At 71.4% G+C, this 24,089-nt stretch carries 25 protein-coding genes and 1 pseudogene; 15 read left to right on the top strand and 11 right to left on the bottom strand.

Annotation, left to right across the window (positions count from 1 at the left end; all coding sequences use genetic code 11):
• The first annotated feature begins 5 nt into the window (after positions 1-5).
• Complete coding sequence (locus tag QP939_RS18645; protein WP_285458053.1) at positions 6-698, top strand: hypothetical protein; 693 nt, start codon at positions 6-8, stop codon at positions 696-698.
• Complete coding sequence (locus QP939_RS18650) at positions 695-1,012, top strand: hypothetical protein (RefSeq protein WP_285458054.1); 318 nt, start codon at positions 695-697, stop codon at positions 1,010-1,012. The genes QP939_RS18645 and QP939_RS18650 overlap by 4 nt, the downstream gene beginning before the upstream one ends.
• A gap of 44 nt (positions 1,013-1,056) precedes the next feature.
• Here QP939_RS18650 and QP939_RS18655 read toward each other — a convergent pair whose 3' ends face one another.
• From QP939_RS18655 to QP939_RS18675, 5 genes and pseudogenes are all read right to left on the bottom strand, one after another.
• Complete coding sequence (locus QP939_RS18655; RefSeq protein WP_285458055.1) at positions 1,057-2,397, bottom strand: serine hydrolase domain-containing protein; 1,341 nt, start codon at positions 2,395-2,397, stop codon at positions 1,057-1,059.
• A gap of 23 nt (positions 2,398-2,420) precedes the next feature.
• Entirely contained in the window at positions 2,421-3,041 is a 621-nt protein-coding gene (locus QP939_RS18660) for a response regulator (protein ID WP_285458056.1), read from the bottom strand.
• The gene (locus QP939_RS18665; protein WP_285458057.1) at positions 3,038-4,195 is read right to left on the bottom strand and encodes a sensor histidine kinase; all 1,158 of its coding nucleotides are present in this window, start codon (positions 4,193-4,195) and stop codon (positions 3,038-3,040) included. The genes QP939_RS18660 and QP939_RS18665 overlap by 4 nt, the downstream gene beginning before the upstream one ends.
• Positions 4,192-5,001 carry an ABC transporter permease gene (locus tag QP939_RS18670; RefSeq protein WP_285458059.1) on the bottom strand — a complete coding sequence of 270 codons (810 nt, stop codon included), beginning with the start codon at positions 4,999-5,001 and terminating at the stop codon, positions 4,192-4,194. The genes QP939_RS18665 and QP939_RS18670 overlap by 4 nt, the downstream gene beginning before the upstream one ends.
• Positions 4,998-5,838 (bottom strand): annotated as a pseudogene (locus tag QP939_RS18675) (ABC transporter ATP-binding protein). Before QP939_RS18675 ends, QP939_RS18670 begins: the two are co-directional and overlap by 4 nt.
• Positions 5,839-6,068: 230 nt before the next feature.
• Here QP939_RS18675 and QP939_RS18680 point away from each other — a divergent pair.
• Together QP939_RS18680 and QP939_RS18685 are read left to right on the top strand one after the other, a co-directional pair.
• On the top strand, positions 6,069-7,763 hold the full coding sequence (locus tag QP939_RS18680) for an SDR family oxidoreductase (RefSeq protein ID WP_285459783.1): 1,695 nt from the start codon (positions 6,069-6,071) through the stop codon (positions 7,761-7,763).
• 14 nt (positions 7,764-7,777) lie between these two features.
• Positions 7,778-8,365, top strand: a complete 588-nt coding sequence (locus QP939_RS18685; RefSeq protein ID WP_285459784.1) for a TetR/AcrR family transcriptional regulator — start codon at positions 7,778-7,780, stop codon at positions 8,363-8,365.
• Positions 8,366-8,388: 23 nt separating this feature from the next.
• Here the strand turns inward: QP939_RS18685 and QP939_RS18690 are convergent, their stop codons facing one another.
• Complete coding sequence (locus QP939_RS18690; RefSeq protein WP_285458061.1) at positions 8,389-9,537, bottom strand: citrate synthase 2; 1,149 nt, start codon at positions 9,535-9,537, stop codon at positions 8,389-8,391.
• Between the two features lie 288 nt (positions 9,538-9,825).
• Here QP939_RS18690 and QP939_RS18695 point away from each other — a divergent pair, with 288 nt between their 5' ends.
• The 6 genes from QP939_RS18695 to QP939_RS18720 are packed head-to-tail and all read left to right on the top strand — an operon-like array spanning position 9,826 to position 14,206.
• Positions 9,826-10,128, top strand: coding sequence for an urease subunit gamma (locus QP939_RS18695; protein WP_020641633.1), 303 nt, complete (start codon positions 9,826-9,828; stop codon positions 10,126-10,128).
• Between the two features lie 11 nt (positions 10,129-10,139).
• Complete coding sequence (locus QP939_RS18700; RefSeq protein WP_285458062.1) at positions 10,140-10,445, top strand: urease subunit beta; 306 nt, start codon at positions 10,140-10,142, stop codon at positions 10,443-10,445.
• A complete protein-coding gene (locus QP939_RS18705) occupies positions 10,446-12,161 on the top strand; it encodes an urease subunit alpha (RefSeq protein WP_285458063.1) in 1,716 nt (571 codons plus the stop codon).
• Positions 12,161-12,841, top strand: coding sequence for an urease accessory protein UreF (locus QP939_RS18710; protein ID WP_285458065.1), 681 nt, complete (start codon positions 12,161-12,163; stop codon positions 12,839-12,841). Before QP939_RS18705 ends, QP939_RS18710 begins: the two co-directional genes overlap by 1 nt.
• The gene (ureG, locus tag QP939_RS18715) at positions 12,831-13,517 is read left to right on the top strand and encodes an urease accessory protein UreG (protein WP_285458066.1); all 687 of its coding nucleotides are present in this window, start codon (positions 12,831-12,833) and stop codon (positions 13,515-13,517) included. Before QP939_RS18710 ends, ureG begins: the two co-directional genes overlap by 11 nt.
• Positions 13,514-14,206 (top strand): urease accessory protein UreD, encoded by a 693-nt coding sequence (locus QP939_RS18720; RefSeq protein WP_285458067.1) that lies wholly within the window; start codon positions 13,514-13,516, stop codon positions 14,204-14,206. Before ureG ends, QP939_RS18720 begins: the two co-directional genes overlap by 4 nt.
• A gap of 41 nt (positions 14,207-14,247) precedes the next feature.
• On the opposite strand, the gene QP939_RS18725 is transcribed toward QP939_RS18720, so the two are convergent.
• Entirely contained in the window at positions 14,248-15,348 is a 1,101-nt protein-coding gene (locus QP939_RS18725; RefSeq protein WP_285458068.1) for a lipase family protein, read from the bottom strand.
• 88 nt (positions 15,349-15,436) lie between these two features.
• Here QP939_RS18725 and QP939_RS18730 point away from each other — a divergent pair, with 88 nt between their 5' ends.
• The gene (locus tag QP939_RS18730) at positions 15,437-16,135 is read left to right on the top strand and encodes a TetR/AcrR family transcriptional regulator (protein ID WP_285458069.1); all 699 of its coding nucleotides are present in this window, start codon (positions 15,437-15,439) and stop codon (positions 16,133-16,135) included.
• Between the two features lie 37 nt (positions 16,136-16,172).
• Here the strand turns inward: QP939_RS18730 and QP939_RS18735 are convergent, their stop codons facing one another.
• Positions 16,173-17,840 (bottom strand): purine-cytosine permease family protein, encoded by a 1,668-nt coding sequence (locus tag QP939_RS18735; RefSeq protein WP_285458070.1) that lies wholly within the window; start codon positions 17,838-17,840, stop codon positions 16,173-16,175.
• 218 nt (positions 17,841-18,058) lie between these two features.
• On the opposite strand from QP939_RS18735, the gene pdxH reads away from it, so the two are divergent.
• The 4 genes from pdxH (at position 18,059) to QP939_RS18755 (ending at position 21,850) form a co-directional block, all read left to right on the top strand.
• Complete coding sequence (pdxH, locus tag QP939_RS18740; protein ID WP_285458071.1) at positions 18,059-18,736, top strand: pyridoxamine 5'-phosphate oxidase; 678 nt, start codon at positions 18,059-18,061, stop codon at positions 18,734-18,736.
• Between the two features lie 230 nt (positions 18,737-18,966).
• Entirely contained in the window at positions 18,967-19,857 is an 891-nt protein-coding gene (locus QP939_RS18745; RefSeq protein WP_285448834.1) for a transposase family protein, read from the top strand.
• A 148-nt stretch (positions 19,858-20,005) separates the two neighbouring features.
• On the top strand, positions 20,006-21,271 hold the full coding sequence (locus QP939_RS18750; protein WP_285459785.1) for an MFS transporter: 1,266 nt from the start codon (positions 20,006-20,008) through the stop codon (positions 21,269-21,271).
• 24 nt (positions 21,272-21,295) lie between these two features.
• Complete coding sequence (locus tag QP939_RS18755) at positions 21,296-21,850, top strand: DUF3558 family protein (RefSeq protein ID WP_285458073.1); 555 nt, start codon at positions 21,296-21,298, stop codon at positions 21,848-21,850.
• A gap of 3 nt (positions 21,851-21,853) precedes the next feature.
• Here QP939_RS18755 and QP939_RS18760 read toward each other — a convergent pair whose 3' ends face one another.
• Genes QP939_RS18760 through QP939_RS18770 form a run of 3 tightly spaced genes read right to left on the bottom strand, consistent with a single transcriptional unit; the run spans position 21,854 to position 24,089 of the window.
• Positions 21,854-22,678: an MBL fold metallo-hydrolase gene (locus QP939_RS18760; protein WP_285458076.1), complete on the bottom strand. Its 825-nt coding sequence runs from the start codon at positions 22,676-22,678 to the stop codon at positions 21,854-21,856.
• The gene (locus tag QP939_RS18765) at positions 22,675-23,511 is read right to left on the bottom strand and encodes an MBL fold metallo-hydrolase (protein ID WP_285458077.1); all 837 of its coding nucleotides are present in this window, start codon (positions 23,509-23,511) and stop codon (positions 22,675-22,677) included. The genes QP939_RS18760 and QP939_RS18765 overlap by 4 nt, the downstream gene beginning before the upstream one ends.
• Positions 23,511-24,089 carry a TetR/AcrR family transcriptional regulator gene (locus QP939_RS18770; RefSeq protein ID WP_285458078.1) on the bottom strand — a complete coding sequence of 193 codons (579 nt, stop codon included), beginning with the start codon at positions 24,087-24,089 and terminating at the stop codon, positions 23,511-23,513. The genes QP939_RS18765 and QP939_RS18770 overlap by 1 nt, the downstream gene beginning before the upstream one ends.

Below are 24,089 nucleotides of genomic sequence, written 5' to 3' on the forward strand. Positions count from 1 at the left end.
AATCGATGAGGCCGCGTTGGTACTTTTTCGCCTGGTTCGCGGTGGTGGCCGCGGTCCACCTCCTCACCGAGGGCTGGACGGACACCACGGCCATCGGCCTGCCGGTCGGGTTCGCGGCGACGCTGGTCCTGGTCTTCGTCCCGCGGCTGCCGCGGTGGGTGACCGGGGTGGAACGGCCGGAGCGCGTCCGGCCGAGCCGCGTCTCCACGGCGCGGCGGCGCCTGGCGGCCTGGACCGCGGCCCTCTGGCTCGTCGTCCTCCTCGCCGTCACGGCCGAGGTCGCGGCCATCGTGCTCGACGGCGGGTGGCTGCCGTGGCTCGTGCCGGTCCCGGCCCTGCTGGTCGTGCTGGGCTTCGCGGGGCGGCGGGGCGAGGTCGCCGTCCCGGCCCGGTGCCTGGCGAGCGGCACCTGGACGCCGGTCGCGGCCGCGGCGTTCGACGTGCGTCCCGGCGAGCCGGTCGACGGCTGGGCGGTGCTGCCGGGGGACGAGCGGATCACGTTCCACCTGCCCGCGGTGACGTCGCCGCCGAGCTGGCGGACCGGCGACGGCTCTGGCTGGCGGGCTGGCCTTCGGTGGACCTCGTCGTGGGTCTCCCGGACGGCGACAGCTACGTCGTCGGGCGCATCGGACGGCGCCGGCGTGGGGGTAAAAACACGGTTACCGCCGCTCCCGGTGAGCGGTAGGTTGCCCCCGTGACGACTGTGCAGCAGAGCTTCCCGGCACCGCCCCAGGCGTTGTGGAACGCCCTCCCCGCCGGGGTCGCGGCGATCGGCGGGCAGGGCCCGTACTACGACCCGATGCGCGGTTTCGTGTCCTGCCGGACCGGGATGAGCTTCCTGAGCTGGGGCCAGGAGATCACCGCGACGGTCGCGCCCGCCGCCGGCGGCTCCACGCTCACCATCCTGACCAGCCTCAAGATGGGCATCTTCGACTGGGGCGAGGGCAAGCGCCTCGCCCACCGCTTCGCCGCCGCCGTCGCCCAGGCGGCCGGCACGCACGCACAGGCCTGAGGGCCCCGCTCACCACCCTGGGGGTGTGAGCGGGGCCCGCTGGATCACCGCCAGCCTTCGACGCCGCCCGGCACCGGCGCGGCCGGGTCGTACGGCGTGCGGGTGAAGATGAACGTCGCGAGGTCGAGGTGGGTGGCGACGCCCTCGGCGTTGCGGCCCACTTCGAGCGTCTCGCCGGAGTAGTAGCCGTCGAGCCCGAGGTAGGTGTCCTTGCCGGTGGCGCGGAAGCGCGAGCTGCGCCCGGCGCCCTCGACCGGCGCCAGCAGGAGCAGCCCGTCGCCCTGGACGCGCAGGTGGTACGGCGTCGGGCCCCAGTGCCAGAGCCCGGTCAGCGCCAGCAGCTCCGGGTCGGTCGGCGACGGCTCCCACTCGGCGGGCAGCCGCGGCTCGAGCTCGTCGGTCGTCGTGATCAGGTCGAGGCAGAGCTGGGTGATGCCGACCCCGGACGTCGAGTTGGTGAGCACCAGCGCCCCGGTCTGCGCGGCCGGGTCGACCAGCGTGACGGCGAGGAAGCCGGGCATCGAGCCGGTGTGCCCGGCCAGCCGCCGCCCGCGGTAGCGCACGAGCATCAGGCCGAGGCCGAAGCCGGTCGACCAGACGTCGGTGTCGTCGACGGTCACCATCGTCCGCATCTGCTCGATGGTCTCCGGGGCGAGGACGCCGCCGCCGTGGCCGCCGAGGAACGCCGTCCAGCGGCCGAGGTCCGTCGCCGTGGACCAGAGCTGCCCGGCCGGGGCCATCGCGCCCGCGTCGGGGTGCGGCTCGGGCAGGAGGACGTCGGCGAACGGGTGCACCGCGAAGCCCTCCGCGTGCGCGCCGACCGGGTGCGGCGTCGTGCGGGTCATCCCGAGCGGGCCGAGGATCTCCTCGTCGAGCACCGACAGCCAGCCCTTGCCGCGGTGACGCGCGACGAGCTCGCCGAGCACGCCGTAGCCGACGTTCGAGTAGTGGAACTTCGCGCCCGGCCGGTGCTTGGTCGCGCCCTCGGCGAGGCTGCCGACGAGCGCGTCCCAGTCGGCGCCGGGGGTGCGTTCCCACCACAGGCCCGGCGACTCCGACGTCAGGCCGGAGGTGTGGGACAGCAGCTGGGCGACGGTGGCGGCGCCGAACGGCGTGCCCGGGACGTGCTTCTCCAGCGGGTCGTTGAGGTCGAGCAGGCCTTCGTCGCGCAGCCGCATGACGGCGGTGGCGACGAGGGTCTTGGTGATCGAGCCCAGCCGGTACTGCGTGTCGGTGCCGGGCCGCTCGCCGCCGACCCGCCCGCGGCCGCCGGACCAGACGATCTCCCCGTCGCGCACGACGGCGGCGACCAGCGAAGGAGCCCGGCAGGTGGCCTGCTCGTGGGCGATCCGGCGGAGCAGGGCGTGTTCGGTCGACTCAAGCATGGACGCATTCTGCCGCGCGCGCGTCAGCCCAGCAGGTTCCGGGCCATCGCCGTGGTCACCGCGGCCGTGCGGTCCGAGACGCCGAGCTTGCCGAACACGCGCAGCAGGTGCGTCTTCACCGTGGCCTCGCTGATGTGCAGGGCCCGGCCGATGTCGGCGTTCGTGCCGCCCTTCGCGACCAACCGCAGCACCTCGACCTCGCGCGCCGACAGCGGCTGCGGCTCCGGGTTGCGCACGCGGTTGACGAGCTTCCCGGCGACCGAGGGCGCCAGCACCGTCTCGCCGCGGGCCGCCGCGCGGATCGCGTTCGCCAGCTCGGTGCGGGACGCGTCCTTCAGCAGGTAGCCGGACGCGCCCGCCTCGACCGCGCGCAGGATGTCGGCGTCGGTCTCGTACGTCGTGAGCACGACGATCCGCCGTGACGGCTGCGCGCGCAGGATCCGCTTGGTGGCGCCGACGCCGTCGAGGCCGGGCATCCGCAGGTCCATCAGCACGACGTCGGGTTCGGCGACGCGGTCGAGCGCGACGGCTTCGTCGCCGGAGCCCGCTTCGCCGACCACGGTGAGGTCGGGTTCGGCTTCGAGCATGCCGCGGAGTCCCTCGCGGACGACGGGGTGGTCGTCGACGAGCATGATGCGGATCAAGCGGGCACCTCCAGGGTGAGTTCGGTGCCGCTGGGGCCACTCCGGACGCTCAGTCTGCCACCGACCTGCTCGGCGCGGGACCGCATGCCGCGCAGGCCGAACCCGTCGGCGTGGTCCGGGTCGAAGCCCGCGCCGTCGTCGCGCACGGACAGCCGGACGGCGTCGTCCACAACGGACAGCCGCACCGACACCGTCGACGCGGCCGCGTGCCGCCGGATGTTGTTCAGCGCCTCCTGCGCGCCGCGCAGCAGCACCACCTCGCTCGCCATGCCCAGTGCGGGTAGCGGACCGTCCACTTCGTACTTCACCGCGAGCCCGGTTTCGTCGGCGAGCCGGTCGGCCTGGCGGCGGACGGCGTCGACGAGCGACCCGGCCGTCAGGTCCGCCGGGGCCAGCGCGGCGACCATCGCGCGGGCCTCGGTGAGGTTGTCGCGGGCGGTGCGGGCGGCCAGCCCGGCGTGCCGCCGCGCCGCCGCCGGGTCGGTGTCCACTTCGGACTCGATGGCCTGGGCGAGGGTGACGATGCTGGTGAAGCCCTGCGCGAGCGTGTCGTGGATTTCGCGCGCGAGCCGTTCGCGTTCGGCGGCGGTGCCCGCCTCGCGGGAGAGCCGGGCGACCTCGGCCTGGCTCTCCTCGAGTTGCGCGATCAGGTCGGCCCGGGCCCGGCTTTCGTCGATGACGTGCTTGATGAACTTCCCCGACAGCACCCCGAACACGACCAGGATCGCGGTCATCGGCAGCAGGATCTTCAGCGCCGGGCCACGCAAGCCGTCGTTGACCACCGACGACAGCGGGCTCAGCAGGATCGCCGCCGTCGTCAGCACCGCGGCCGGGCGGAACTCGAGCGTCGAGAACAGCAGCGGGCACACCATGAACAGGATGAAGCTGGACGTCGTGTTCGCGAACATCGCGACCGCGAGCAACGTCAGTACCAGGACGGCCAGTACCCAGCGCTGTCCCAGGTGCCCGTCGTCGCGGACGACCCCGCGGCCCCAGAGCAGGTAGGTCAGCGCGAGCGCGGTGAGCGCCCCGACCGCGACCGCCGTGCGCACCGGATCGCCTTCGTCCAGCACCACCAGGGCGGTCGTGGCCAGGTACGCCACCGCGAAGAGGACTTCCCAGAGCCAGTTGAACCGGTCCCAGGCGTCCCTCACTTCGCGTCGGTCCACCGGAACGTCAGCCGCGCCAGCACTGCGCCCACCACGCACCAGATCGCCAGCACCAGTGCCACCCGGGGAAGCTCCCATGACCCAGCCATCTCCATCCTCACCGCGCCGTCCGGCAGGAACACCGACCGGAAGCCCTGGCAGATCCACTTCAGCGGGAAGAACGACGCGATGTCCACCATAACTTTCGGCAGGTTCGTGATCGGCGAGACGAACACCCCGGAGATGAACTGCAGCACCAGGTACAGCATCTGGACGATGGCGACCGCGCCGTTGGTCGACTTCGCGAGCGAGCTGATCGCGATGCCGAGCAGCGTGCACGAGACGATGCCCAGCGCGAACACCCAGAGCAGCGTCAGCCACTTCGCCGGGTCGGTCGGCAGCTCCAAGCCGAACAGCAGCACGGCGACGGCGGCCATCAGCACGGTCTGGGCCAGGCTGGACACCGCGACCAGCACCATCTTGCCGACGAAGTAGGCCGACGACGGCATCGGCGTGCCGCGAAGCCGTTTCAGCGCCCCGGTTTCCCGGTCGGCGGAGACGCCGGTCGCGATGCTGTTGAACGACGTCGAGACGATGCCGGAGCCGATCATCCCGGCCGCCAGCAGCTGCCCCGACGTGACGCCCTCGAGCGCGGTCGGGCCGTCCAGGATGGACCCGAGCAGGATCATCAGCACGGCGGGCAGGGAGAAGGTGAAGACCACCTGTTCCTTGTGCCGGAAGAACTGCCGCAGCTCGGTGCCGCCGCGGGCCAAGCCGAGCGAGAGCGGGCCGGGCAACGTCAGGGTGGTCATGCCTTGTCTCCGATCAGGTCCAGGTAGATGTCCTCCAGGCTCGGCCGGGTCACCGTCAGCCCGGCGAGCTCTCGACCCCCAGCCGAGAAGCTCGGTGACGAGCTTGGTCGGGTACGCCGTGCGCTCGACGTGCTCGCCGCGTTCGTCGAACCACCGCACGGTGGCCTCGGCGGCAGCCCGGCCGCCGAGGTTCTGCGGTGTGTCCTGCGCGACGATCTCGCCGCGCGCGATCACCGCGACGCGGTCGGCGAGCGCTTCAGCCTCGTCGAGGTAGTGGGTGGTCAGCAGGATCGTGGTGCCCTCGGCGGCGAGGTCGCTGATCAGCGTCCAGAACTGCCGCCGCGCCTCGGGGTCGAAGCCGGTGGTCGGCTCGTCGAGGAAGAGCAGCTCGGGCCGCCCGATGATACCGAGGGCGACGTCGACCCGGCGCCGCTGCCCGCCCGAGAGCGACTTGACCCGGGCCTTGGCCTTCGCGGTCAGCCCGACCTTCTCGATCACCTCGTCGGGGTCGCGCGGGTCCGGGTAGTACTTCGCGAAGTGCCGCACGGTCTCGGCGACGCTCAGCTCGGCGGCGTCGGTCGCCGTCTGCAGGACGATGCCGAGACGCGACCGCCAAACGCGCCCGGCTTTGCCCGGGTCCTCGCCGAGCACGCTGACCTCGCCCGCCGTCCGCTGCCGGTGGCCCTCGAGGATCTCGACGGTCGTGGTCTTGCCCGCGCCGTTCGGGCCGAGCAGGGAGAACACCTCACCCCGGGCGATGTCCAGGTCCAGCCCGGCCACCGCGAGGTGCCCGGGGTACTGCTTGCGCAAGCCGCGCACGCTGACTGCTGTGGTCATGGCTCAAGCCTGGCGGCTCGGGCCGCCGGATCCGACCAACGCCCAGTTGAATCCGGCTGTCCACCGTTCAGTGGACAGGGTCGTCCGGTTGTTTCCCGTGGAACCACGAAAACGCTGTCATACAAGGGAAAACGCGCCCGATGCATGAACGGCCGCCCACGGTCAGCCGCCGCACGGGTGAACGCCACTGTTGACAAGTTGTCTAACATGACAGAATGTCTCACAAGTGGGTGACCGCCAGCGACGGTGTCCGCCTCTCCGTCACCATCGACGGCCGGGAAGACGGACCCACGGTCGTGCTCGTGCACGGCTACCCGGACAACAGCTCGATGTGGGGCGGGGTAGCCGCCTCGCTGGGCGTGAAACACCGGGTCGTCACCTACGACGTGCGCGGGGCCGGACAGTCGGACAAGCCGTCGGGACGCGCGTCCTACCGGCTGGACCAGCTGGCCGACGACCTGCGCGCGGTCGTCGAGGCGGTGCAGCCGACCGGCAAGGTGCACCTGGTCGCGCACGACTGGGGTTCCATCCAGACCTGGCACGCCGTCACCGGCGACGGGCTGCGCGGGCGGATCGCGTCCTACACGTCGCTGTCGGGGCCGAGCCTCGACCACGCCGGCGCGTGGTTCCGCGCCCAGCTGACCCGGCCGACGCCGAAGCGGCTCAAGAACGCGCTGAGCCAGTTCCTGCACTCGTGGTACATCCTGGCGTTCCAGATCCCGCTGATCCCGGACCTGCTGTGGCGCACCGGCTTGCTGGGCAAGCAGATCCAGCGGATGGAACCGGACGCGGCCCCGCCGGAGAAGTCCGACGGCCTGCACGGTCTCGAGCTGTACCGCGCCAACATGTTCACCCGGCTTTCGCGGCCCGCGCCGCGGCCCGCGGACGTCCCGGTGCAGGTGCTGGCGCCGACCGGCGACGCCTACGTCACCACGCCGCTGCAGACCGAGGTCACGCGCTGGGTGCCCGACCTGCGGATCCGCCGGGTCGTCGGGACGCACTGGATCACCCGCGCCAAGCCGGAGGTGGTCGCCGCGGCCGCCGCCGAGCTGATCGAGTACGCGGAAACGGGCGTCGAGAGCCGCGGGCTGCGGCGGGCACGCGTCGGGGCCGGGCCGTTCGAGCACAAGCTGGTCGTCGTCACCGGCGCGGGCAGCGGCATCGGCCGGGCGACCGCGCTCGCGTTCGCCGAGCGGGGCGCCGACGTCGTCATCACCGACGTCGACCAGGCGTCGGCCGCGGAAACCTTGAAGCTGCTGGGAGACCACGGCCTCGCCGAGTACACAGTGGACTCCTCGGACGGCCTGGCCGTGCACCGCTTCGCCGAGCGGGTCCGCGTGGACCACGGCGTCCCGGACATCGTGGTGAACAACGCGGGCATCGGGATGTCCGGGCCGTTCCTGGACACGTCCGTCGAGGACTGGGAACGCGTCATCGACGTCAACCTCTGGGGTGTGATCCACGGCTGCCGCGCGTTCGCGCCGATGCTCGCCGAGCGCGCGGAAGGCGGCCACATAGTCAACCTCGCCTCGGCGGCGGCGTACCTGCCGTCGAAGATTCTCACCGCCTACGCGACGACGAAGTCGGCTGTGCTGACGTTGAGCGTCGGCCTGCGCGCCGAACTGGCCGCGCACCACATCGGCGTCACGGCGGTGTGCCCGGGCATCGTGAAGACGAACATCACGAACACGACCACGTTCGTCGGAGTGTCCGAAGAGGAGCAACGGCGACGTCAGCAGTCGAGTTCGAAGCTTTACGCGCGAAGGGGTTTCGGGCCGGAAGGCGTCGCGAAGGACATCCTGCGCGCGGTCGAGAAGGACATCGCGATCGCACCGTCCACTCCGGAGGCGAAGGCCGCGTTGGTCCTTTCTCGACTGACGCCGGGGCTGCTGCGTGCGGCGGCGAAGCTGGACTTGACGCCGTGAGCCGACCGCGGCGGATGTCGCCGCAGGCCCGCCGCGACGACCTGATCCGCGCCGCGCTCGACCTCTTCGGCTCGCGGGCGCCGGAGCTGGTCACGGTGGACGACATCGTGGCGCGCGCCGAGGTGTCGCGGCCGTTGTTCTACCGGTACTTCTCCAGCCTGCGCGAGCTGCAGGTCGAGGCGCTGCGCACGGTCACCGTCGGGCTCATCGACGGGCTGGCGGGACTGGAGGAGGGCCCGCCGGAGGTGCGGCTGCGCGCGGCGGTCCGGGGCTTGATCGACGTCGCCGACCACTACCGCGCGGGCTACATCGCGTTGCTGCGCAGCGGTTCGGTGATCGCGACGTCCGAAACGGACGCGGCGATCGACGAGGTCCGCAACCGCGCGGTGGCCCTGATCTTGGACGCCCTCGGCGTCACAGACCCCTCGCCCTTGCTCTCACTCACGTTGCGCTGCTGGACGGCAGTCGTCGAAGGCGCCCTGCTGAGCTGGCTCCAGGAACGTTCGGTGCCCCGCGAAGACCTGGACACCTGGCTGGTCGACCAGCTCACCGCGATGCTGGGCGCCACCGCGAAGCACGACAAGACCGGCACTTTCACGTGAAAGTGCCGGTCCGGCCGTAAGCGTCAGTGCTTGGTGACCAGTTCCCAGCCCTCGACGTCCTCGGGGCTGCGGGGCGCCGGGCCGACGTACTTGGCCGACGGCCGCACCAGGCGTCCGGTCCGCTTCTGCTCCAGGATGTGCGCGGCCCAGCCGGCGGTGCGGGCCGAGCTGAACATCGCGGGCATCATGTGCGGCGGGACCTGGGCGAAGTCCAGGATGACCGCGGCCCAGAACTCGACGTTCGTCTCGATCGGGTGGTCCGGGCGCCGCTCGCGCAGCTCCGTCAGCGCCGCCTGCTCCAGCGCGGCGGCCGCCTCGTAGCGGGTCGCGCCCAGCTCCTGGCAGGTACGGCGCAGCACGCGGGCCCGCGGGTCCTCGGCGCGGTAGACGCGGTGGCCGAAGCCCATCAGACGTTCCTTGCGGTCGAGGATGCCCTTGACCAGGCCCGCCGGGTCACCGGTGCGCTCGACCTCTTCGATCATCGGCAGCACGCGGGCCGGCGCGCCACCGTGCAGCGGGCCGGACATCGCGCCGATCGCGCCCGACATCGAGGCGGCGACGTCCGCGCCGGTCGAAGCGATGACGCGGGCGGTGAACGTCGAGGCGTTGAGGCCGTGCTCGGCGGCGGACACCCAGTAGGCGTCGAGTGCCTTGACGTGGGCCGGGTCCGGCTCGCCGCGCCAGCGGATCAGGAACCGCTCGGTGATCGAGTGGGCCTCGTCGACGCGGGTCTGCGGCACGGCGGGCTGGCCGATGCCGCGAGCCGACTGCGCGACGTAGGACAGGGCCATCACCGAGGCGCGGGCCAGCTGTTCGCGGGCCTCCTCGTCGGTGATGTCGAGCAGCGGGCGGTAACCCCAGATCGGGGCCAGCATGGCCAGCGCGGCCTGGACGTCGACCCGGACGTCGCCGGTGTGCACCGGCAGCGGGAACGGCTCGGCGGGCGGGAGGCCGTGGCCGAAGCGGCCGTCCACGAGAAGGCCCCAGACGTCGCCGAAGGTCACCTTGCCGGCGAGGTCCTCGATGTCGACGCCGCGGTAGCGCAGCGCACCGCCGTCCCGGTCGGGTTCGGCGATTTCGGTGTGGAAGGCGACGACGCCCTCCAGGCCCGGTCGGAAGCCGTCGTCGGGTTGGCCGGACGGCTGTGGCTTGCTGATCGTGGAGGTAGTCACTGTTTCGCGAAACCTTTCGGTGCGCTTTTTCCCCGGCTGGTTGGTGCTGGTCGCGCGGGTGACAGAGCGCACTGAACGCGCGCCACATCGCACGGATGGATAGACCTTGCTCTCTTGACCGGCCACTGGCAATCGAAAGATGCGGTGGTTTCGGTCACGATTACGAGAACGATTCAGTCACCTGGGCCGCCGGACGGGAGAATTTTCAGCACGGAGTGTGACGAAGCCCAGGTAAATCCTGTGTTTCCGAACCGGGCGATGCCGCGTCGCGGGTGATAGACCTAGCGCATGCACCTCAGTCCGCAGGAGCGCGACAAGCTGCTCATCCACGTGGCGGCGGACGTCGCGCGCAAGCGGCTGGACCGCGGCGTCCGGCTGAACTACCCGGAAGCCGTCGCGCTGATCACCGACCACGTCCTGGAAGGCGCCCGCGACGGCCGCACGGTCAGCGAGCTGGTGGCCAGCGGCCGGACCGTGCTCTCCCGGGCGCAGGTGCTCGACGGCGTGCCGGAAATGGTCGACTCCGTGCAGGTCGAGGCCACTTTCCCGGACGGGACGAAGCTCGTCACGGTGCACGACCCGATCGTGTGAGGGGTAGCTGAATGCATCCAGGCGAGATCATCCCCGGTGCCGAGCCGGTGGAGCTGAACCCCGGCCGCGAGCGGGTCCGGCTGCTGGTCCGCAACCTCGGCGACCGGCCGGTGCAGGTCGGCTCGCACTACCACTTCGCCGCCGTCAACCCGGGCCTCGAGTTCGACCGCGACGCCGCGCGCGGCCACCGGCTCGACATCCCGGCGGGGACGTCGGTGCGGTTCGAGCCCGGCGTCGAGCGCGAAGTCGACCTGGTGCCGTTGGCCGGAGGGCGTCGCGTCCCCGGCCTGCGGTCCGAGTTCGCGGGGGAGTTCTAGATGCCGCAGATCGACCGCGAGCGCTACGCCGAGCTGTTCGGCCCGACCACCGGCGACCGGATCCGGCTCGCCGACACCGACCTGCTGATCGAGGTCACCGAGGACCGTTCGATGGGGCCCGGCGGCTCCGGCGACGAGGTGCTCTTCGGCGGCGGCAAGGTCATCCGCGAGTCGATGGGCCAGGGCACCGCGACGCGCGCCGAGGGCGCGCCCGACCTCGTCATCACCGGCGCGGTGATCCTCGACCACTGGGGCGTGGTGAAGGCCGACGTCGGCGTGCGCGACGGCCGCATCGTCGGCATCGGCAAGGCGGGTAACCCGGACACGATGGACGGCGTCGACCCGGCCCTGGTGATCGGCCCGGCGACGGAAGTGCTGTCCGGCAACGGGAAGATCCTCACCGCGGGCGGCATCGACTGCCACGTGCACTTCATCTGCCCGCAGCTCGTCGACACGGCCTTGGCGTCCGGGCTGACGACGTTGGTCGGTGGCGGCACCGGGCCCAGCGAAGGCACGAAGGCCACGACCGTCACCCCCGGCGCATGGAACCTCGGCCGGATGCTGTCCGCCATGGACGGTTACCCGGTCAACGTCCTGTTGCTGGGCAAGGGGAACACCGTCCGGCACGAGGCGCTGCGTGAGCAGCTCGCGGCGGGCGCGGGCGGCTTCAAGCTGCACGAGGACTGGGGGACGACGCCCGCGGCGATCGACGCGTGCCTCACCGTCGCCGACGAAGCCGGGGTCCAGGTGGCGATCCACACGGACACGCTGAACGAGGCCGGGTTCCTGGAGTCCACTGTGGACGCCATTGGCGGCCGCTCGATCAACGCGTACCACACCGAAGGCGCGGGCGGCGGGCACGCGCCGGACATCATCCGGGTCGTCTCGCTGCCGAACGTGCTGCCGTCGTCGACCAACCCGACCCGCCCGCACACGGCCAACACGCTCGACGAGCACCTCGACATGCTGGTCGTCTGCCACCACCTGAACCCGTCGGTGCCCGAGGACCTCGCGTTCGCGGAGAGCCGGATCCGGCCGTCGACGATCGCCGCCGAGGACGTCCTGCACGACATGGGTGCCATCTCGATGATGAGCTCCGACTCGCAGGCGATGGGCCGGATCGGCGAGGTGATCATCCGGACGTGGCAGACGGCGCACGTGATGAAACGCCGTCGCGGCGCGCTGCCCGGCGACGGCGCGGCCGACAACCTGCGCGCCCGGCGTTACGTCGCCAAGTACACGATCAACCCGGCCATCGCGCACGGCATGGAGACCGAGATCGGCTCGGTCGAGATCGGCAAGCTCGCGGACCTCGTGCTGTGGGAGCCGAAGTTCTTCGGCGTCCGCCCGCACGTGGTGCTCAAGGGCGGCTTCCCGGCGTGGGCGGCGATGGGCGACGCGAACGCGTCCATCCCCACGCCGCAGCCGGTCATGGCACGACCCATGTTCGGGGCGAACATCGGGGCCGCGTTGAGCCTGCACTTCGTCGCGCCGTCCGCTTTGGACAGTGGCCTGCGCGAGACGTTCGGCATCACGCGGCCGCTGGTCGCGGTGTCGAACATGCGGGCGCGGACCAAGGCGGACATGGTGCTCAACGACGCGACGCCGGACGTCCGGGTCGAGCCGGACAGCTTCGCCGTGCACGTCGACGGCGAGCTGATCGAGCCGCAGCCGGTGACGGAGCTGCCGATGGCGCAACGGTACTTCCTCTTCTGATGGACCTTTCGGCGCTGATCCTCGCGGACTCACGCTTCCCCGGCGGCGGGCACGTCCACAGTGGCGGGCTCGAGGAGGTCGTCGCGCGGAAGCTGGTGACGTCCGTGCGCGATCTGCCGGGGTTCCTTTCCGGACGGTTGCGGACGACGGGTTACCTGGCCGCCGTTTTCGCTGCCGCCTCGGCGCATGCCGCCGCACGTTCGGTCGTGAGTGGACACTGGGCTCGGTTGGATGCCGAACTGGACGCGCGGACGCCGTCGCTCGCCCAGCGCGAGGCATCCCGGGCACAAGGCCGCGGGACCGCGCGGGCCGGGCGGATCGCGTGGCCGTCACCGGTGCTCGACGCGTTGCTGGCCGAGACCCCGAGGCCGCACCACCCGATCGTGCTGGGTGCGCTGGTCGGCGTCGCGGGTGGTTCGCCGCACGACGCCGCGATGGCGGTCGCGTACCTGTCGGTGAGCGGTCCGGCGAGTGCCGCGATTCGGCTGCTGGGTCTGGATCCCTTTGCGGTCAACGCCGTCGTGGCGCGGCTGGACCTTGCCGCGGTTTGTTCGGACGCGGCGGCCGTGGCGGGGGATGACCCGGCGTCGCTGCCGTCGCCCGGGTCACCCGCGTTGGACCTGTTCGCCGAGGCGCACGCCCGGCATCACGAGGAAGAGGTGCGTCTCTTTGCCAGCTGAGCACGGTCACGGACATTTCCACGAGGTCAACTTCGACCCGACGGCCACCGAGCCCGACCACTACGACGCGGCGCCGACGGCGGGCCGCGCGTACCGGATCGGCATCGGCGGCCCGGTCGGCTCCGGCAAGACGGCGCTGACCGCCGCCCTGTGCCGGGCGTTGGGCGACGAGATCAACCTCGCCGTCGTCACGAACGACATCTACACGACCGAGGACGCCGACTTCCTGCGTCGCGCGGGAGTTCTGGACCCGGCGCGGATCGAAGCGGTCCAAACGGGAGCGTGCCCGCACACGGCGATCCGCGACGACATCACGGCGAACCTCGACGCGGTCGAGCGGCTGGAGGAGAAGTTCCCCGGCCTGGACCTGGTGATCATCGAGAGCGGCGGCGACAACCTGACGGCGGTGTTCAGCCGCGGGCTGGCCGACAGCCAGATCTTCGTGGTGGACGTCGCGGGCGGCGACAAGGTGCCGCGCAAGGGCGGCCCCGGCGTCACGACGGCCGACCTGCTGGTGATCAACAAGATCGACATCGCGCACCTGGTCGGCGCGGACATGGCGGTGATGACGTCGGACGCGCACCGGATGCGGGGCTCGTTGCCGGTGCTCACGCAGTCGCTTGTGGACACCCCGGACGCACCGGCGGTGGCTGACTGGGTCCGTTCCCTGCTGTGAAGGCCCACGCCCGGCTCACGGCGTGCTTCGACGGTTCGCGGACGGTGTTGCGGGAGCTGCGTTCGATGGCGCCGTTGACGTTGTTCCCGCGCCGGGGCCGCGGGGCGACGGCGGTGGTGCACCTGGTCAACTCGGCGACCTCACCGTTGGGCGGCGACGACTTGCTGCTCACGATCCGCGTGGGCCCGGGCGCTTCGCTGCGGCTGTCCGGCGTGGCGGCGACCCTTGCGCTGCCCGGTCCGCACGGCGAACCCTCATTGTCCACAGTGGACGTAGAGGTGGCCGAAGGTGGGTCGCTGGAATACTTGCCCGAACCGACCGTGGTCACGGCTCGGGCCCGGCACGCCGCCGTCTTCCGGGCTTCCCTCGCGGCCGACGCGTACCTGCACACGCGGGAAGTGCTGGTGCTGGGGCGGGCCGGGGAGCGGCCGGGTGCGCTGACGACGTCGTTGTCGGTCACCCGGGGCGCGGTGCCCGTGCTGCGTCAGACGTTCTCGGTCGGCTCGGTGCTGGACGCGAGCCTGGCGGTGCTCGCGAGCCGCCGGGTGCTGGCCACGGACCTGGTGGTCGGCGGGCCGGAACTCCCAGCGGCCTCGGGTGAGTGGTGGTCCCGCAGCCCCCTCGCCGCGGGCGGCACCCTCACCACATCCCTCGCGCCGGACGCGGTCACGGCGTTGAAAGCGTTCTGAGCAGCCCCCGTTTTCCACGCTACCGGGAGGGGCCGACAGTTCTAGAACTTCGTGCCCAGCCAGGTCATCGCCGCCGGGCCGCCGACCGACACCCCGGCGATGTGCTCCAGCAGCGGGAACTCCTGCCACGTCACCTTCGCGCCGAGGGACTTCCAGCGGTCGCGCAACGCCGTGCCGACGCTGAACGGGATCAGCTCGTCCAGCGTCCCGTGGTACAGGTACACCGGCGGCTTCGGTGCCGTTGTCCCTAAATAGTTCTCCGCCAGCCGCGCCTGCCAATGGGGCTCGTGGATCGGGTCCGGCACCGTCACGAAGTCGCGCAGGTGCGCGAACGGCGCCGCCGCGCCCAGTTCGACCGTGCACGCCTGGGACACCCGGGCCACCGCCTCGCGGCCGCGGTCGTTGAGGATCGACTCGAACGGGACGTCGTCGTACGCCGCCGCGAAGCCCGTGGCCGCGCCGAGGACCAGGCCGAACGCCGCGCCGCCGTCGTTGAACCGGAACACCTCGTTCAGGTCCGCCGGGACACCTCCGGCCGCCACCCCGACGACGTTCAGCGAAGGCGCGTATGTCGCCTGCAGCTCCGCCGCCCACGCCGCCGCCTGGCCGCCCTGCGAGTAGCCGAACACGCCCACCGGGCCTGACGCCGACAATCCGGCGCCGGGCACGCGGGAAGCCGCGCGCGCCGCGTCGAGCACCGCGCGGCCCTCCGACTGCCCGACCGCGTACGTGTGCGTCCCCGGCGTGCCGAGTCCTTCGTAGTCCGTGACGACGACCGCCCAGCCCTGCGACAACGCCTGGGTCAGCAACGCGCTCTCGTTCTCGATGCCGTGGGCCAGGAGGTTGGACGGCGCGCACTGGTCGCCCAGCCCGTGCGTGCCCACCGCGTACGAGATCAGCGGCCGCGGGCCACCGCGCGGCCACGGCGTCGGCGGCACCAGCAGCGTGCCGGAGACGGCGTTCGGCTCGCCGGTCGCCGACGTCGAGCGGTACACGAGGTGCCACGCCTTGACCGGCGCGGGGAACGGCCCGACGAACACCGTGGTCGGCTGCTGCGAAAGCAACACGCCGGGATCCGCGTGCGCGGCCGGCGCGGCCGCCACGAAGAGGAGGGTGACGGCGACCAGTAACCGACGAAGCATCGTTGCCTCCGGTGTTTGGTAATCGAGATTTTCACAACTTACGCAGCCGGGTAGGATCTGGCAATCCCTCAGAAGGAGGAGACAACCGGTGGCTCGCACGTACGGCGGCGTCGCTCCCGAACAACGCCGGGCCGACCGCCGCGAGCGGCTGCTCGCGGCCGCCCTGGAGCTGTTCACCTCGGCCGGCTTCCGGCACACGAAGATCACCGAGGTCTGCGCCGGCGCCGGGGTGTCGACGCGCAACTTCTACGAGGAGTTCACGGGCAAGGAGGACGTCCTCCGCACCCTCCACGACCGGATCAACAGCCTCGCCCTCGACCACGTCACCGCCGCGCTCGACGCGGTCGCCGACGCCGACGCGATGACCCGCATCGCGACGCTGCTGGACGTCTTCATCGACACCGTGACCGTCGACCCGCGGCTGCCGCGGCTCAACTACGTCGAGGCGGTCGGCGTCAGCGCCGAGCTGGAGGAGCAGCACCAGGTCTGGGTCGACCGCTGGGCGACGTTCATCGAGACGGAAGCGCGGCGCGCGGCCGAACACGGCGTCGCGCCCGACCGCGACTACCGGCTGACGGCGATCGCCCTGGTCGGCGCGGCCACCGGGCTGCTGCGCGAGTGGCAGGCGCACGAGCCGCCGCTGCCGGTCGAGGCCGTCGGCGCCGAGCTGCGCGCGCTGATGCTGGCGGCCATCATGCGGCCGGAAAAGATCTCGGAAATCGCGGGCAACCCCGGCGCCGCCCCGAGCGTGAAGGAGTCGAGCCGGATGGGGGACCGGCCCACGTGAAGGCCCTCCGCCGGGGGGTGGAGGGCCTTCACGGACTTCACGCCGGGCGGACCGTCGGCAGGCCCAGCGCGACCGGGCCGGTCGTCTGGCACACGTCGTGGCAGGTGCTGTCGAGCGTGCAGCAGAGCGAGCAGATCGGGCCGTCCTGCTTCGCGCAGTCCGCGACGTCCGGCAGCTCGTAGGGGTCGCCGCAGGCCGAGCAGGTGTGCGTCGCGCGGAGATCGGCGCCCGGCGCGGCGACCGTGTTCTCCCGCGCCAGGTAGTACTTCCCCTTCGTCGCGACGGCGAGCGTCGGCACCAGCACGATGGCGATGACCAGGGCGAGCAGCGGGCTGAACGCCGCCGGGAACTCCCCGAACGCGCCGAAGTACGCGACGATCGACACCGCCGACGCGACCAGCATCGAGCCGAACCCGACCGGGTTGATCTTGTGCAGGTAGGCCCGCTTGAACTCGACGTAGCGCGGCGAGAGCCCGAGCGGCTTCGCGATCACCAGGTCCGCGCAGACGGCGCCGATCCACGCGATGGCGACGTTCGAGTAGAAGCCGAGGATCTTGTTGAGGAAGCCGAACGCGCCGAACTCCATCAGCGCGAGCGCGATGCCGCAGTTGACCAGCACGTACCAGACGCGGCCGGGGTGGCGGTGCAGCACGCGGGAGAAGAAGTTCGCGAACGACAGCGAGCCGGAATAGGCGTTCGTCGTGTTGATCTTGATCTGCGAGACGACGACGAACAGCGCGGCGAAGGTCAGCGCGACCGGCCCGAGCGCGGGCTTGACCGCTTCGAGGTAGGGCGCGATCGGCTCCAGCGCGTGCGTCTTCCCGACGACGCCGAGCGCGAGGAAGGCGAGCAGGGCGCCCCCGATCTGCTTCGCGGCACCGAGCACGACCCAGCCGGGCCCGGCGGCCAGCACCGCGGCCCACCACGACCGCTTGTTCTCCGCCGTCTTCTCGGGCATGAACCGCAGGTAGTCGGCCTGCTCGCCGATCTGCCCGATCAGCGACAGCGCGACCCCCATGCCGAAGCCGAAGCCGACGGCGGAGAACCCGGCCCCGGCGCCCTCGGTACCCCCGAAGTGGGTGAATTCGGCGAACTTGCCGGGCTCCCGGACCAGCACGACGGCGAACGGCAGCACGAGCCCGGCGATCCACAGTGGCTGCGTCCAGGTCTGCATCTTCGCGACCGCGCCCATGCCGTAGAGGGCGAAGGGCAGCACGATGAGCGTCGCGAGCAGGTAGCCGACGGGCAGCGGGATGCCGAGGGCCAGCTCGAAGGCCTGGCCCATGATCGAGCCTTCGAGCGAGAAGAAGATGACGGTGAAGCTGGCGTAGACGAGCGAGGTGAGCGTCGACCCGAAGTAGCCGAAGCCGGCCCCGCGGGTGAGCAGGTCCATGTCCACTCCGGACTTCGCGCACGCGGCGGCGATGGGCACGCCGGTCGCGAAGATGACGACGGCCGCGGCGAGGATCGCGAGGACGCCGGAGGTGAAGCCGTAGGAAAGGACGATGCTGGCGCCGATCGCGAAGTCGGCGAGGTAGGCGATGCCGCCCAGCGCCGTCGTCGCGACCACGAACGGTGACCATTTCCGGAACGAATGGGCGGCGAAGCGCAGCGAGTAGTCTTCGCGGTTTTCGTTTGCCGCGAGCGGGGCGTAGCGGCGTTTCGGCGGAGCGCTTTCTCCGGCGTTGGACAGGGTCTCGGTCATGCCTGCCTCCGGGGGTGGTGGGGAACGCGCCGAAGGTAGGACTTTCCTGTATCGATCCTGGTCCGGCGGGTAACGCACGGGTTACGGCTTGTTGTCCAGCGGTAACGCGTTGAGGTGGCGGGTGTCACCGTTCAGTGGGTTCCGCCGCAGCTCGGAAGGCCCTAACGTGCCTAGAGCCGAAGTCGACTGATGCCCCGACCGGGCGTGGAGGTTTGGCGATGATGCCGGAGATCGAGGACATGGTGGAAGACGCCGTGGTGCGCCTGCCCGGAATGCGCGTCGCGTATGACGGGGCGGCGTTCGACGAATCCGCGCTGGCGGCCACCTGGACCGATCAGCTGCAGGGCTGGCTGAACCAGGCCGTGGCGGCCGGCATCCCCGAGCCGAACGCGATGGTCCTGGCGACGGCGGACGCGGAGGGCCGCCCGTCGTCCCGGACGGTGCTGTGCAAGGGCCTGGACGACCGCGGAGTCGTGTTCTACACGAACTACACATCGGCGAAGAGCCACGACCTGACGGCGACGCGGTACGCGTCGGTGACGTTCCCCTGGTACGCGCTGCACCGCCAGGTCCACGTGCGCGGCGAGGTCGAGAAGGTCGGCGTCAAGGAGACGGCGGAGTACTGGGCCCAGCGGCCGCGGGGTTCGCAGCTGGGGGCTTGGGCCTCGCCGCAGTCCCGGGTGGTTGATGGGCGCCGGGCGTTGGACAACGCATTGAGCGGGATCGAGCGGCGGTTCGCCGATGTCGAGCAGATCCCGGCGCCGCCGCACTGGGGTGGCTGGCGGATCCGGCCGGATCTGGTCGAGTTCTGGCAGGGGCGCGAGGACCGGATGCACGACCGGTTGCGGTACGTGCGGAACGACGACGGCTGGCAGATCGAGCGCGTCGCCCCCTGAGTCTGGGGCCGGGTTTCAAGCGCCCCAAGGCGGCCTTGGTTGCGTCAGACGCACCGAAGGCCGCCTTGGTTGCGTCTCACGCACCGAAGGCCACATTGGGGTTGTTTCATCCTGGTTGTGGCTGGTCGGGGCGCTGGGTGGTGGGTGGTTGTCTGTGGTGGCAAGGGAGTGGGGTCGGGACCCGGCGTGGCGGCCCTGGAGACGGGTGAAGCCCTCGGCAAGATCGAGATGTGAGTCAACAACCCGCCGAGGGCTTCGAGCCCATTTCCTACCAGGTTGTCCTTCCGCTCTCGCAGTCGACCCTGCAGATGCTGGCCGGGCTGATCCGCACCCATCGGCGTCGGCTGCGTTCGCGCTGGCGCAAAGCCGGTCCCGCCGACCAGGCACTCGTGGTGCTCGCCGTGCTGCGTGACGACCAGCGCTTGGCTCACCTCGGCGGCGGTATGGGCGTATCGGCGTCCACGGTGCGGCGATGGGTGCTGGAAGCGATCACCCTGCTCGCCGCCCGCGCCACCCGCCTGAACCGGGTCTTGCGTCGCCAGGCCGCCCGGGGTGCGGAGGTGGTGCTGGTGGACGGCACCCTGATCCGGACCCGCCGCCGCACCGGAAAAGCGAACCGGGCCAACTACAACGGCAAACACAAACACCACGGGCTGGTCGTGCTCGCCTTGACCGACGAAAACGGCCGGTTGCTGTGGGTGTCGGCGGCGTTGCCGGGCAAGACCGCCGACATCACCGCCGCTCGCCGGTTACGGATCCGGGAACGCCTGCACACCTATGGCTTGTCCCCGGCCGGGGACAAGGGCTTCCACGGCTGGCACAAAGACGTCCGCGACAGCTCAGCCTGCGACACCTGCGGCGGAGCATGTGAACACGTCGTGCTCACTCCCTACAAGGCCGAGACCCGGCGGCCGTTGAGCAAGGCCCAGAAGCAGGCGAACGCCGTGTTCGCGGCGATGCGGTGCGCGGTGGAGGGCGGCTTCGCCGCCCTCAAGGCCTGGCGGATCCTGGGCAAGCTCCGCCTCGACACCCGCCACGCCACCACATTGCTGCGGGCTCTGCTCGTGCTGACCCAGCACGAGCAGAGCATCCGCGACGCCGCCCGGCCAGACCCGGCCTGAGCATTACCACACACCACCAACCCGACCTGACCAGCACAAACCACGATGAAACAACCCCATTGGGGCGCTTGGGCCGCGACGAAAATCACCTGACCCGGGATAGTTAGCCCCGCTAAGCTGATGTGTCGTGACTGGTGAACCGGGGACCATGCCGCCCCGCTCGGGCCTTCGTGGGCTTCTCGGCCGCATCATCGTCGACACCCGGCCGCTCAAGATCCCGGCTTTCCGGCGGCTCTGGCTGTCCACTGTGGTCACCGCCGTCGGCACCCAGCTGACCGCCGTCGCCGTGCCCAAGCAGGTCTTCGACCTCACCGGGTCCTCCGCCTACGTCGGCCTCACCGGGCTCGTCGCCCTCGTTCCGCTGCTCGTCTTCGGGCTCTGGGGCGGGGCCGTCGCCGATGCCGTCGATCGGCGGAAGCTCCTCTTCGTCACCAACGTCGGCGTCGCCATCACCTCCGCCCTCCTCTGGCTGCAGGCCTTCGCGCAGTTCGGCTCCGTCTGGCTCGTGCTCGGCCTGCTCGCCGTCAACCAGGCCTTCTTCGCCATCAACATGCCCACGCGCGGGGCGGTCGTCGCGCGGCTGGTGCCCGCCGAACTCCTGCCCTCGGCGAACGCGCTCAACACCACCATGTCGACCTTCGGTGCCGTCTTCGGGCCGCTGCTCGCCGGGGCCCTCATCCCCGTCCTCGGCCTCTCGACGCTCTACCTGATCGACGTCGTCGCCCTCACCATCACGCTCTTCGCCGTCTGGCGGCTGCCCGCGATCCCGCCGCTCAACGGGCCCTCGCGCCGCGCCGGTCTCGGCGACGTCATCGACGGCTTCAAGTACCTCGCCACCCAGAAGGTCCTGCTAGCCTCCTTCGTCGCCGACATCATCGCGATGGTCTTCGGCATGCCGCGCGCGCTGATCCCGGAGATGGCCGAACGCACCTTCGGCGACCCGCCCGGCGGCGGCCCCGCGCTCGGCTGGCTCTACGCCGCCCTTCCCCTGGGCGCCATGCTGATCGGCCTCTTCTCCGGCTGGCTGACGCGCATCCACCGCCAAGGCGTCGCCGTCGTCATCTCGATCTGCGCCTGGGGCGCCGCCGTGGCCGCCTTCGGGCTCGCGCACTCGCTGTGGCTCGCCGTTGTCTTCATGGCCGCCGCCGGGGCCGCGGACATGGTCAGCGCCGTCTACCGGATGGCGATCCTGCAGGTCGCGACCACCGACGAGATGCGCGGACGGCTCCAGGGCGTCTTCACGGTCGTGGTCGCGGGCGGACCCCGGATCGCCGATCTCACCCACGGCTGGGGCGCCGCCGCGTTCGGCACGACGGCCGCCGCGTCCGTCGGAGGTGTGCTGGTCATCGTGCTCGTCTGCGCCTCGATGTTCGCTCTGCCCGCGTTCTGGCGGTACCGGGCGCCGACCGCGTAGGCCGTTCGGACTAAGGTGCGGGACATGCGTACCTTGGCTGTCGTAATGGTCGCTTTCGCCGCTTTGACCGCGTGCTCGTCGGGCGACCAGCCCTCGACCGCGCCGTCGTCGTCCGCGGCTCCGAAGCCCGCGCCCAGCTCGAAGCCCGCGTCGGCGGCCGCGCTGGACCCGTGCGCGCTGCTGCCCGCCGAAGCCGTGTCGAAGGCACTCTTCCTCGACAACCTCAAGGCCGTGCCGGGCCCGGTGCAGGACAACGCGGCCAGCGGCGGCAAGGCCCGCAGCTGCGAGTACCAGCTGGACGGCAAGGCCGCGGGCGCGCTGGCGGTGACCCGCTACGAAGGCCGCGAGGCCAAGCCGGCCGACATGGTCGCCTCCATCAAGAAGGCCAAGGCGGGCGCGCAGGACGTCGCGGGCTTCCCGAACGGCGCCGTCTACTACGTCGACGAGCAGAAGACGGCCACCCTCGCCTCGGCCGAGCTCGTCGCGGGCACGCCGGTGCTGATCAACTACACCGGCCCGGCGAAGATGAAGCCGGAGCAGATCGCGCCGCTGGTCAAGACCGCGCTCGACGCCAGCTGACGCTCAGCGGCGCAACGCCGCCAGCTCGACCGGGCTGTGCGCGGAGAACACCGTGACCTCGTCCTGGTGCTCGCGCGCCAGTTCGTGCAGCCGAGCCAGGTTTTCCAGCCTCGGCCCGCGCAGCGTCTGGACGATGTTCTGGAACGCCGTCAGCCCCGGCGGGCAGTGCGGCGCGACCGGGTCCAGCTGGCCGTGGAAGAAGTACGCGTCGCCGGCGTGCAGGAGCCAGCCGTCGCCGGTGTCGATCGCGACGCCCGTGTGGCCGCGCGTGTGGCCCGTCAGGGGGACCAGCAGGATCTCCTCCGGCAGGCCCTTCAGCGAGCGGACCGCGTCGAAGCCGAACCACGGTTCGCCCGTCTCGTCGTAGGTGCTCCACAGCGGGCGGTGCGCGAACTGGATCGCCCGGTAGCGGTTCTTCTCGGCCGCGTTCGCCGGTGCCGTCGCCGCGCGGTGCTCGTCGGCCCGGACGTGCACCACCGCGTTCGGGAAGTCGGCCAGCCCGCCCGCGTGGTCGACGTCGAGGTGCGTCGCCACGATGTGCCGGACGTCGGCCGGGTCCAAGCCGAGCGCCTTGATCTGCGCGACCGCCGTCTCGGCGGCTTCCACCCGGGCACCGACCATCGCCATGAACGGGCGGCCCAGCCACTCGCCGGGCCGCGCCACGGCCTGGGTGCCGAACCCCGTGTCGACCAGCACCAGGTCGTCGCCGGCTTCGATGAGCAGGCAGTGGGCGACCAATTCGGCCCGCCGCAGCAGCCCGGGCTCGCCGTCGAGCAGCCTGCCGCCCGGCGGCCGCATCGATCCGCAGTTCAGGTGGTGGACCTTCATACCCTGCTCCTGGTGCTCAGCCGGCGGAACTCGGTCTCGTCGTGCGCGGCGAAGACGGTCACCTCGTCGCCGTGCTCCTGAACAAGCTGGCGCAGACGGCGGTGGTTGTCCAGTCGCGCGCCCTTCACCGTCTCCATCCGGCCCTCGAACCACTTCAGCCCCGCGGGGACGTGCGGCGCCGCCGGGTCGACCTGCCCGTGGAAGAAATACGAATCACCGGCGTTGAGCAGCCAGCCGCTGCCGGTGTCGACGGCGATCCCGGCGTGCCCGCGCGTGTGCCCGGCCAGCGGGACCAGCAGGATCTCCGGCGGCAGGCCGTCGAGCTGCCGGACGGCCTCGAAGCCGAACCACGGCTCGCCGGTGTCCGCATAGGACGTCCATTGTGGACCATGCGCGAACTGGATCCGGCGGTAGCGCCCGCGTTCGGCGGCGTCGCGCGGCTCGGTGAACGCGCGCAGTTCTTCGGCGTAGACGTGCACGCGCGCCCACGGGAAGTCGATCAGGCCGCCCGCGTGGTCGAGGTCGAGGTGGGTCAGCACGATGTCGCGGACGTCGGCCGGGTCGAAGCCGAGCGCGCGGATCTGCGCGATCGCCGTCTGCTCCGGATCGGCCAGGGGGTTCGACTGGCGGACGAACCCGGCGCCCAGCCAGGCGACGCGGTCGACGGCGGCGGGCGTGCCCATGCCGGTCTCGACCAGCACGAGTCCCGTGTCCGTTTCGAGCAGCAGGCAATGGCACACCATGGTGGCGCGCCGGAACAGGCCCGGCCTGCCGTCGACCAGCTTGCCGCCGAGCGGCCGCATGGTGCCGCAGTTCAGGTGGTGGACGCGCATCAGGAGAACTCCCTCTCGAGGGTCGCGTGCAGGTGGGTGGCGACGGCGCGCAGCGGCGCGACGTCCCGGCGGGTCCGGGACAACAGCAGCCCGCCTTCGATCGTGGCGAGCACGACGGTGGCCAGCTCGTCCGCTCGTTCGGCGGGAAGTCCTTTCCCGGCAAGGTGGTCTGCGATGATGCCGTGCCACGACGCGTAGCCGTCCACACAGGCCTCGCGGATGGGCTCGCTCGCCGCGGCGGCGTCGAGCGCGACCGTCGCGAGTGGACACCCGCGCTGGAAGTCCGACTCGGTCAGGAAATCCGCCAACGCGTCGACGGCGCGGTCGATCGCGGTCGCGGCGTCGGGAGCGTCACGGAGAATCGCCTCGAGCAGCGCGCCCGTGCGCTCGCCGGAAAGCCGGACGGCTTCGGCGGCGAGCTGCTCCTTGCCGCCGGGGAAGTGGAAGTAGAGCGACCCCTTCGGCGCGCCACCCGCCGTCGTCAGCTGGGTGAGGCCGGTGGCGTGGTAGCCCTGGGTCTGGAACAGGTCGGCGGCGGTGTCGAGCATCCGCTGCCGCGTGTCGGTGCGACGGACCAT

Source organism: Amycolatopsis nalaikhensis (assembly GCF_030264295.1).
In the GTDB taxonomy this organism is placed as follows: domain Bacteria; phylum Actinomycetota; class Actinomycetes; order Mycobacteriales; family Pseudonocardiaceae; genus Amycolatopsis; species Amycolatopsis nalaikhensis.

Coding starts and splice junctions, on each gene's coding strand:
- QP939_RS18645 (WP_285458053.1), top strand. CDS start 6: ATGAGGCCGCGTTGGTACTTTTTCGCCTGGTTCGCGGTGGTGGCCGCG.
- QP939_RS18655 (WP_285458055.1), bottom strand. CDS start 2,397: ATGCTTGAGTCGACCGAACACGCCCTGCTCCGCCGGATCGCCCACGAG.
- QP939_RS18670 (WP_285458059.1), bottom strand. CDS start 5,001: ATGACCACCCTGACGTTGCCCGGCCCGCTCTCGCTCGGCTTGGCCCGC.
- QP939_RS18685 (WP_285459784.1), top strand. CDS start 7,778: ATGTCGCCGCAGGCCCGCCGCGACGACCTGATCCGCGCCGCGCTCGAC.
- QP939_RS18695 (WP_020641633.1), top strand. CDS start 9,826: ATGCACCTCAGTCCGCAGGAGCGCGACAAGCTGCTCATCCACGTGGCG.
- QP939_RS18700 (WP_285458062.1), top strand. CDS start 10,140: ATGCATCCAGGCGAGATCATCCCCGGTGCCGAGCCGGTGGAGCTGAAC.
- QP939_RS18705 (WP_285458063.1), top strand. CDS start 10,446: ATGCCGCAGATCGACCGCGAGCGCTACGCCGAGCTGTTCGGCCCGACC.
- QP939_RS18710 (WP_285458065.1), top strand. CDS start 12,161: ATGGACCTTTCGGCGCTGATCCTCGCGGACTCACGCTTCCCCGGCGGC.
- QP939_RS18725 (WP_285458068.1), bottom strand. CDS start 15,348: ATGCTTCGTCGGTTACTGGTCGCCGTCACCCTCCTCTTCGTGGCGGCC.
- QP939_RS18735 (WP_285458070.1), bottom strand. CDS start 17,840: ATGACCGAGACCCTGTCCAACGCCGGAGAAAGCGCTCCGCCGAAACGC.
- pdxH (WP_285458071.1), top strand. CDS start 18,059: ATGATGCCGGAGATCGAGGACATGGTGGAAGACGCCGTGGTGCGCCTG.
- QP939_RS18750 (WP_285459785.1), top strand. CDS start 20,006: ATGCCGCCCCGCTCGGGCCTTCGTGGGCTTCTCGGCCGCATCATCGTC.
- QP939_RS18755 (WP_285458073.1), top strand. CDS start 21,296: ATGCGTACCTTGGCTGTCGTAATGGTCGCTTTCGCCGCTTTGACCGCG.
- QP939_RS18760 (WP_285458076.1), bottom strand. CDS start 22,678: ATGAAGGTCCACCACCTGAACTGCGGATCGATGCGGCCGCCGGGCGGC.
- QP939_RS18765 (WP_285458077.1), bottom strand. CDS start 23,511: ATGCGCGTCCACCACCTGAACTGCGGCACCATGCGGCCGCTCGGCGGC.
- QP939_RS18770 (WP_285458078.1), bottom strand. CDS start 24,089: ATGGTCCGTCGCACCGACACGCGGCAGCGGATGCTCGACACCGCCGCC.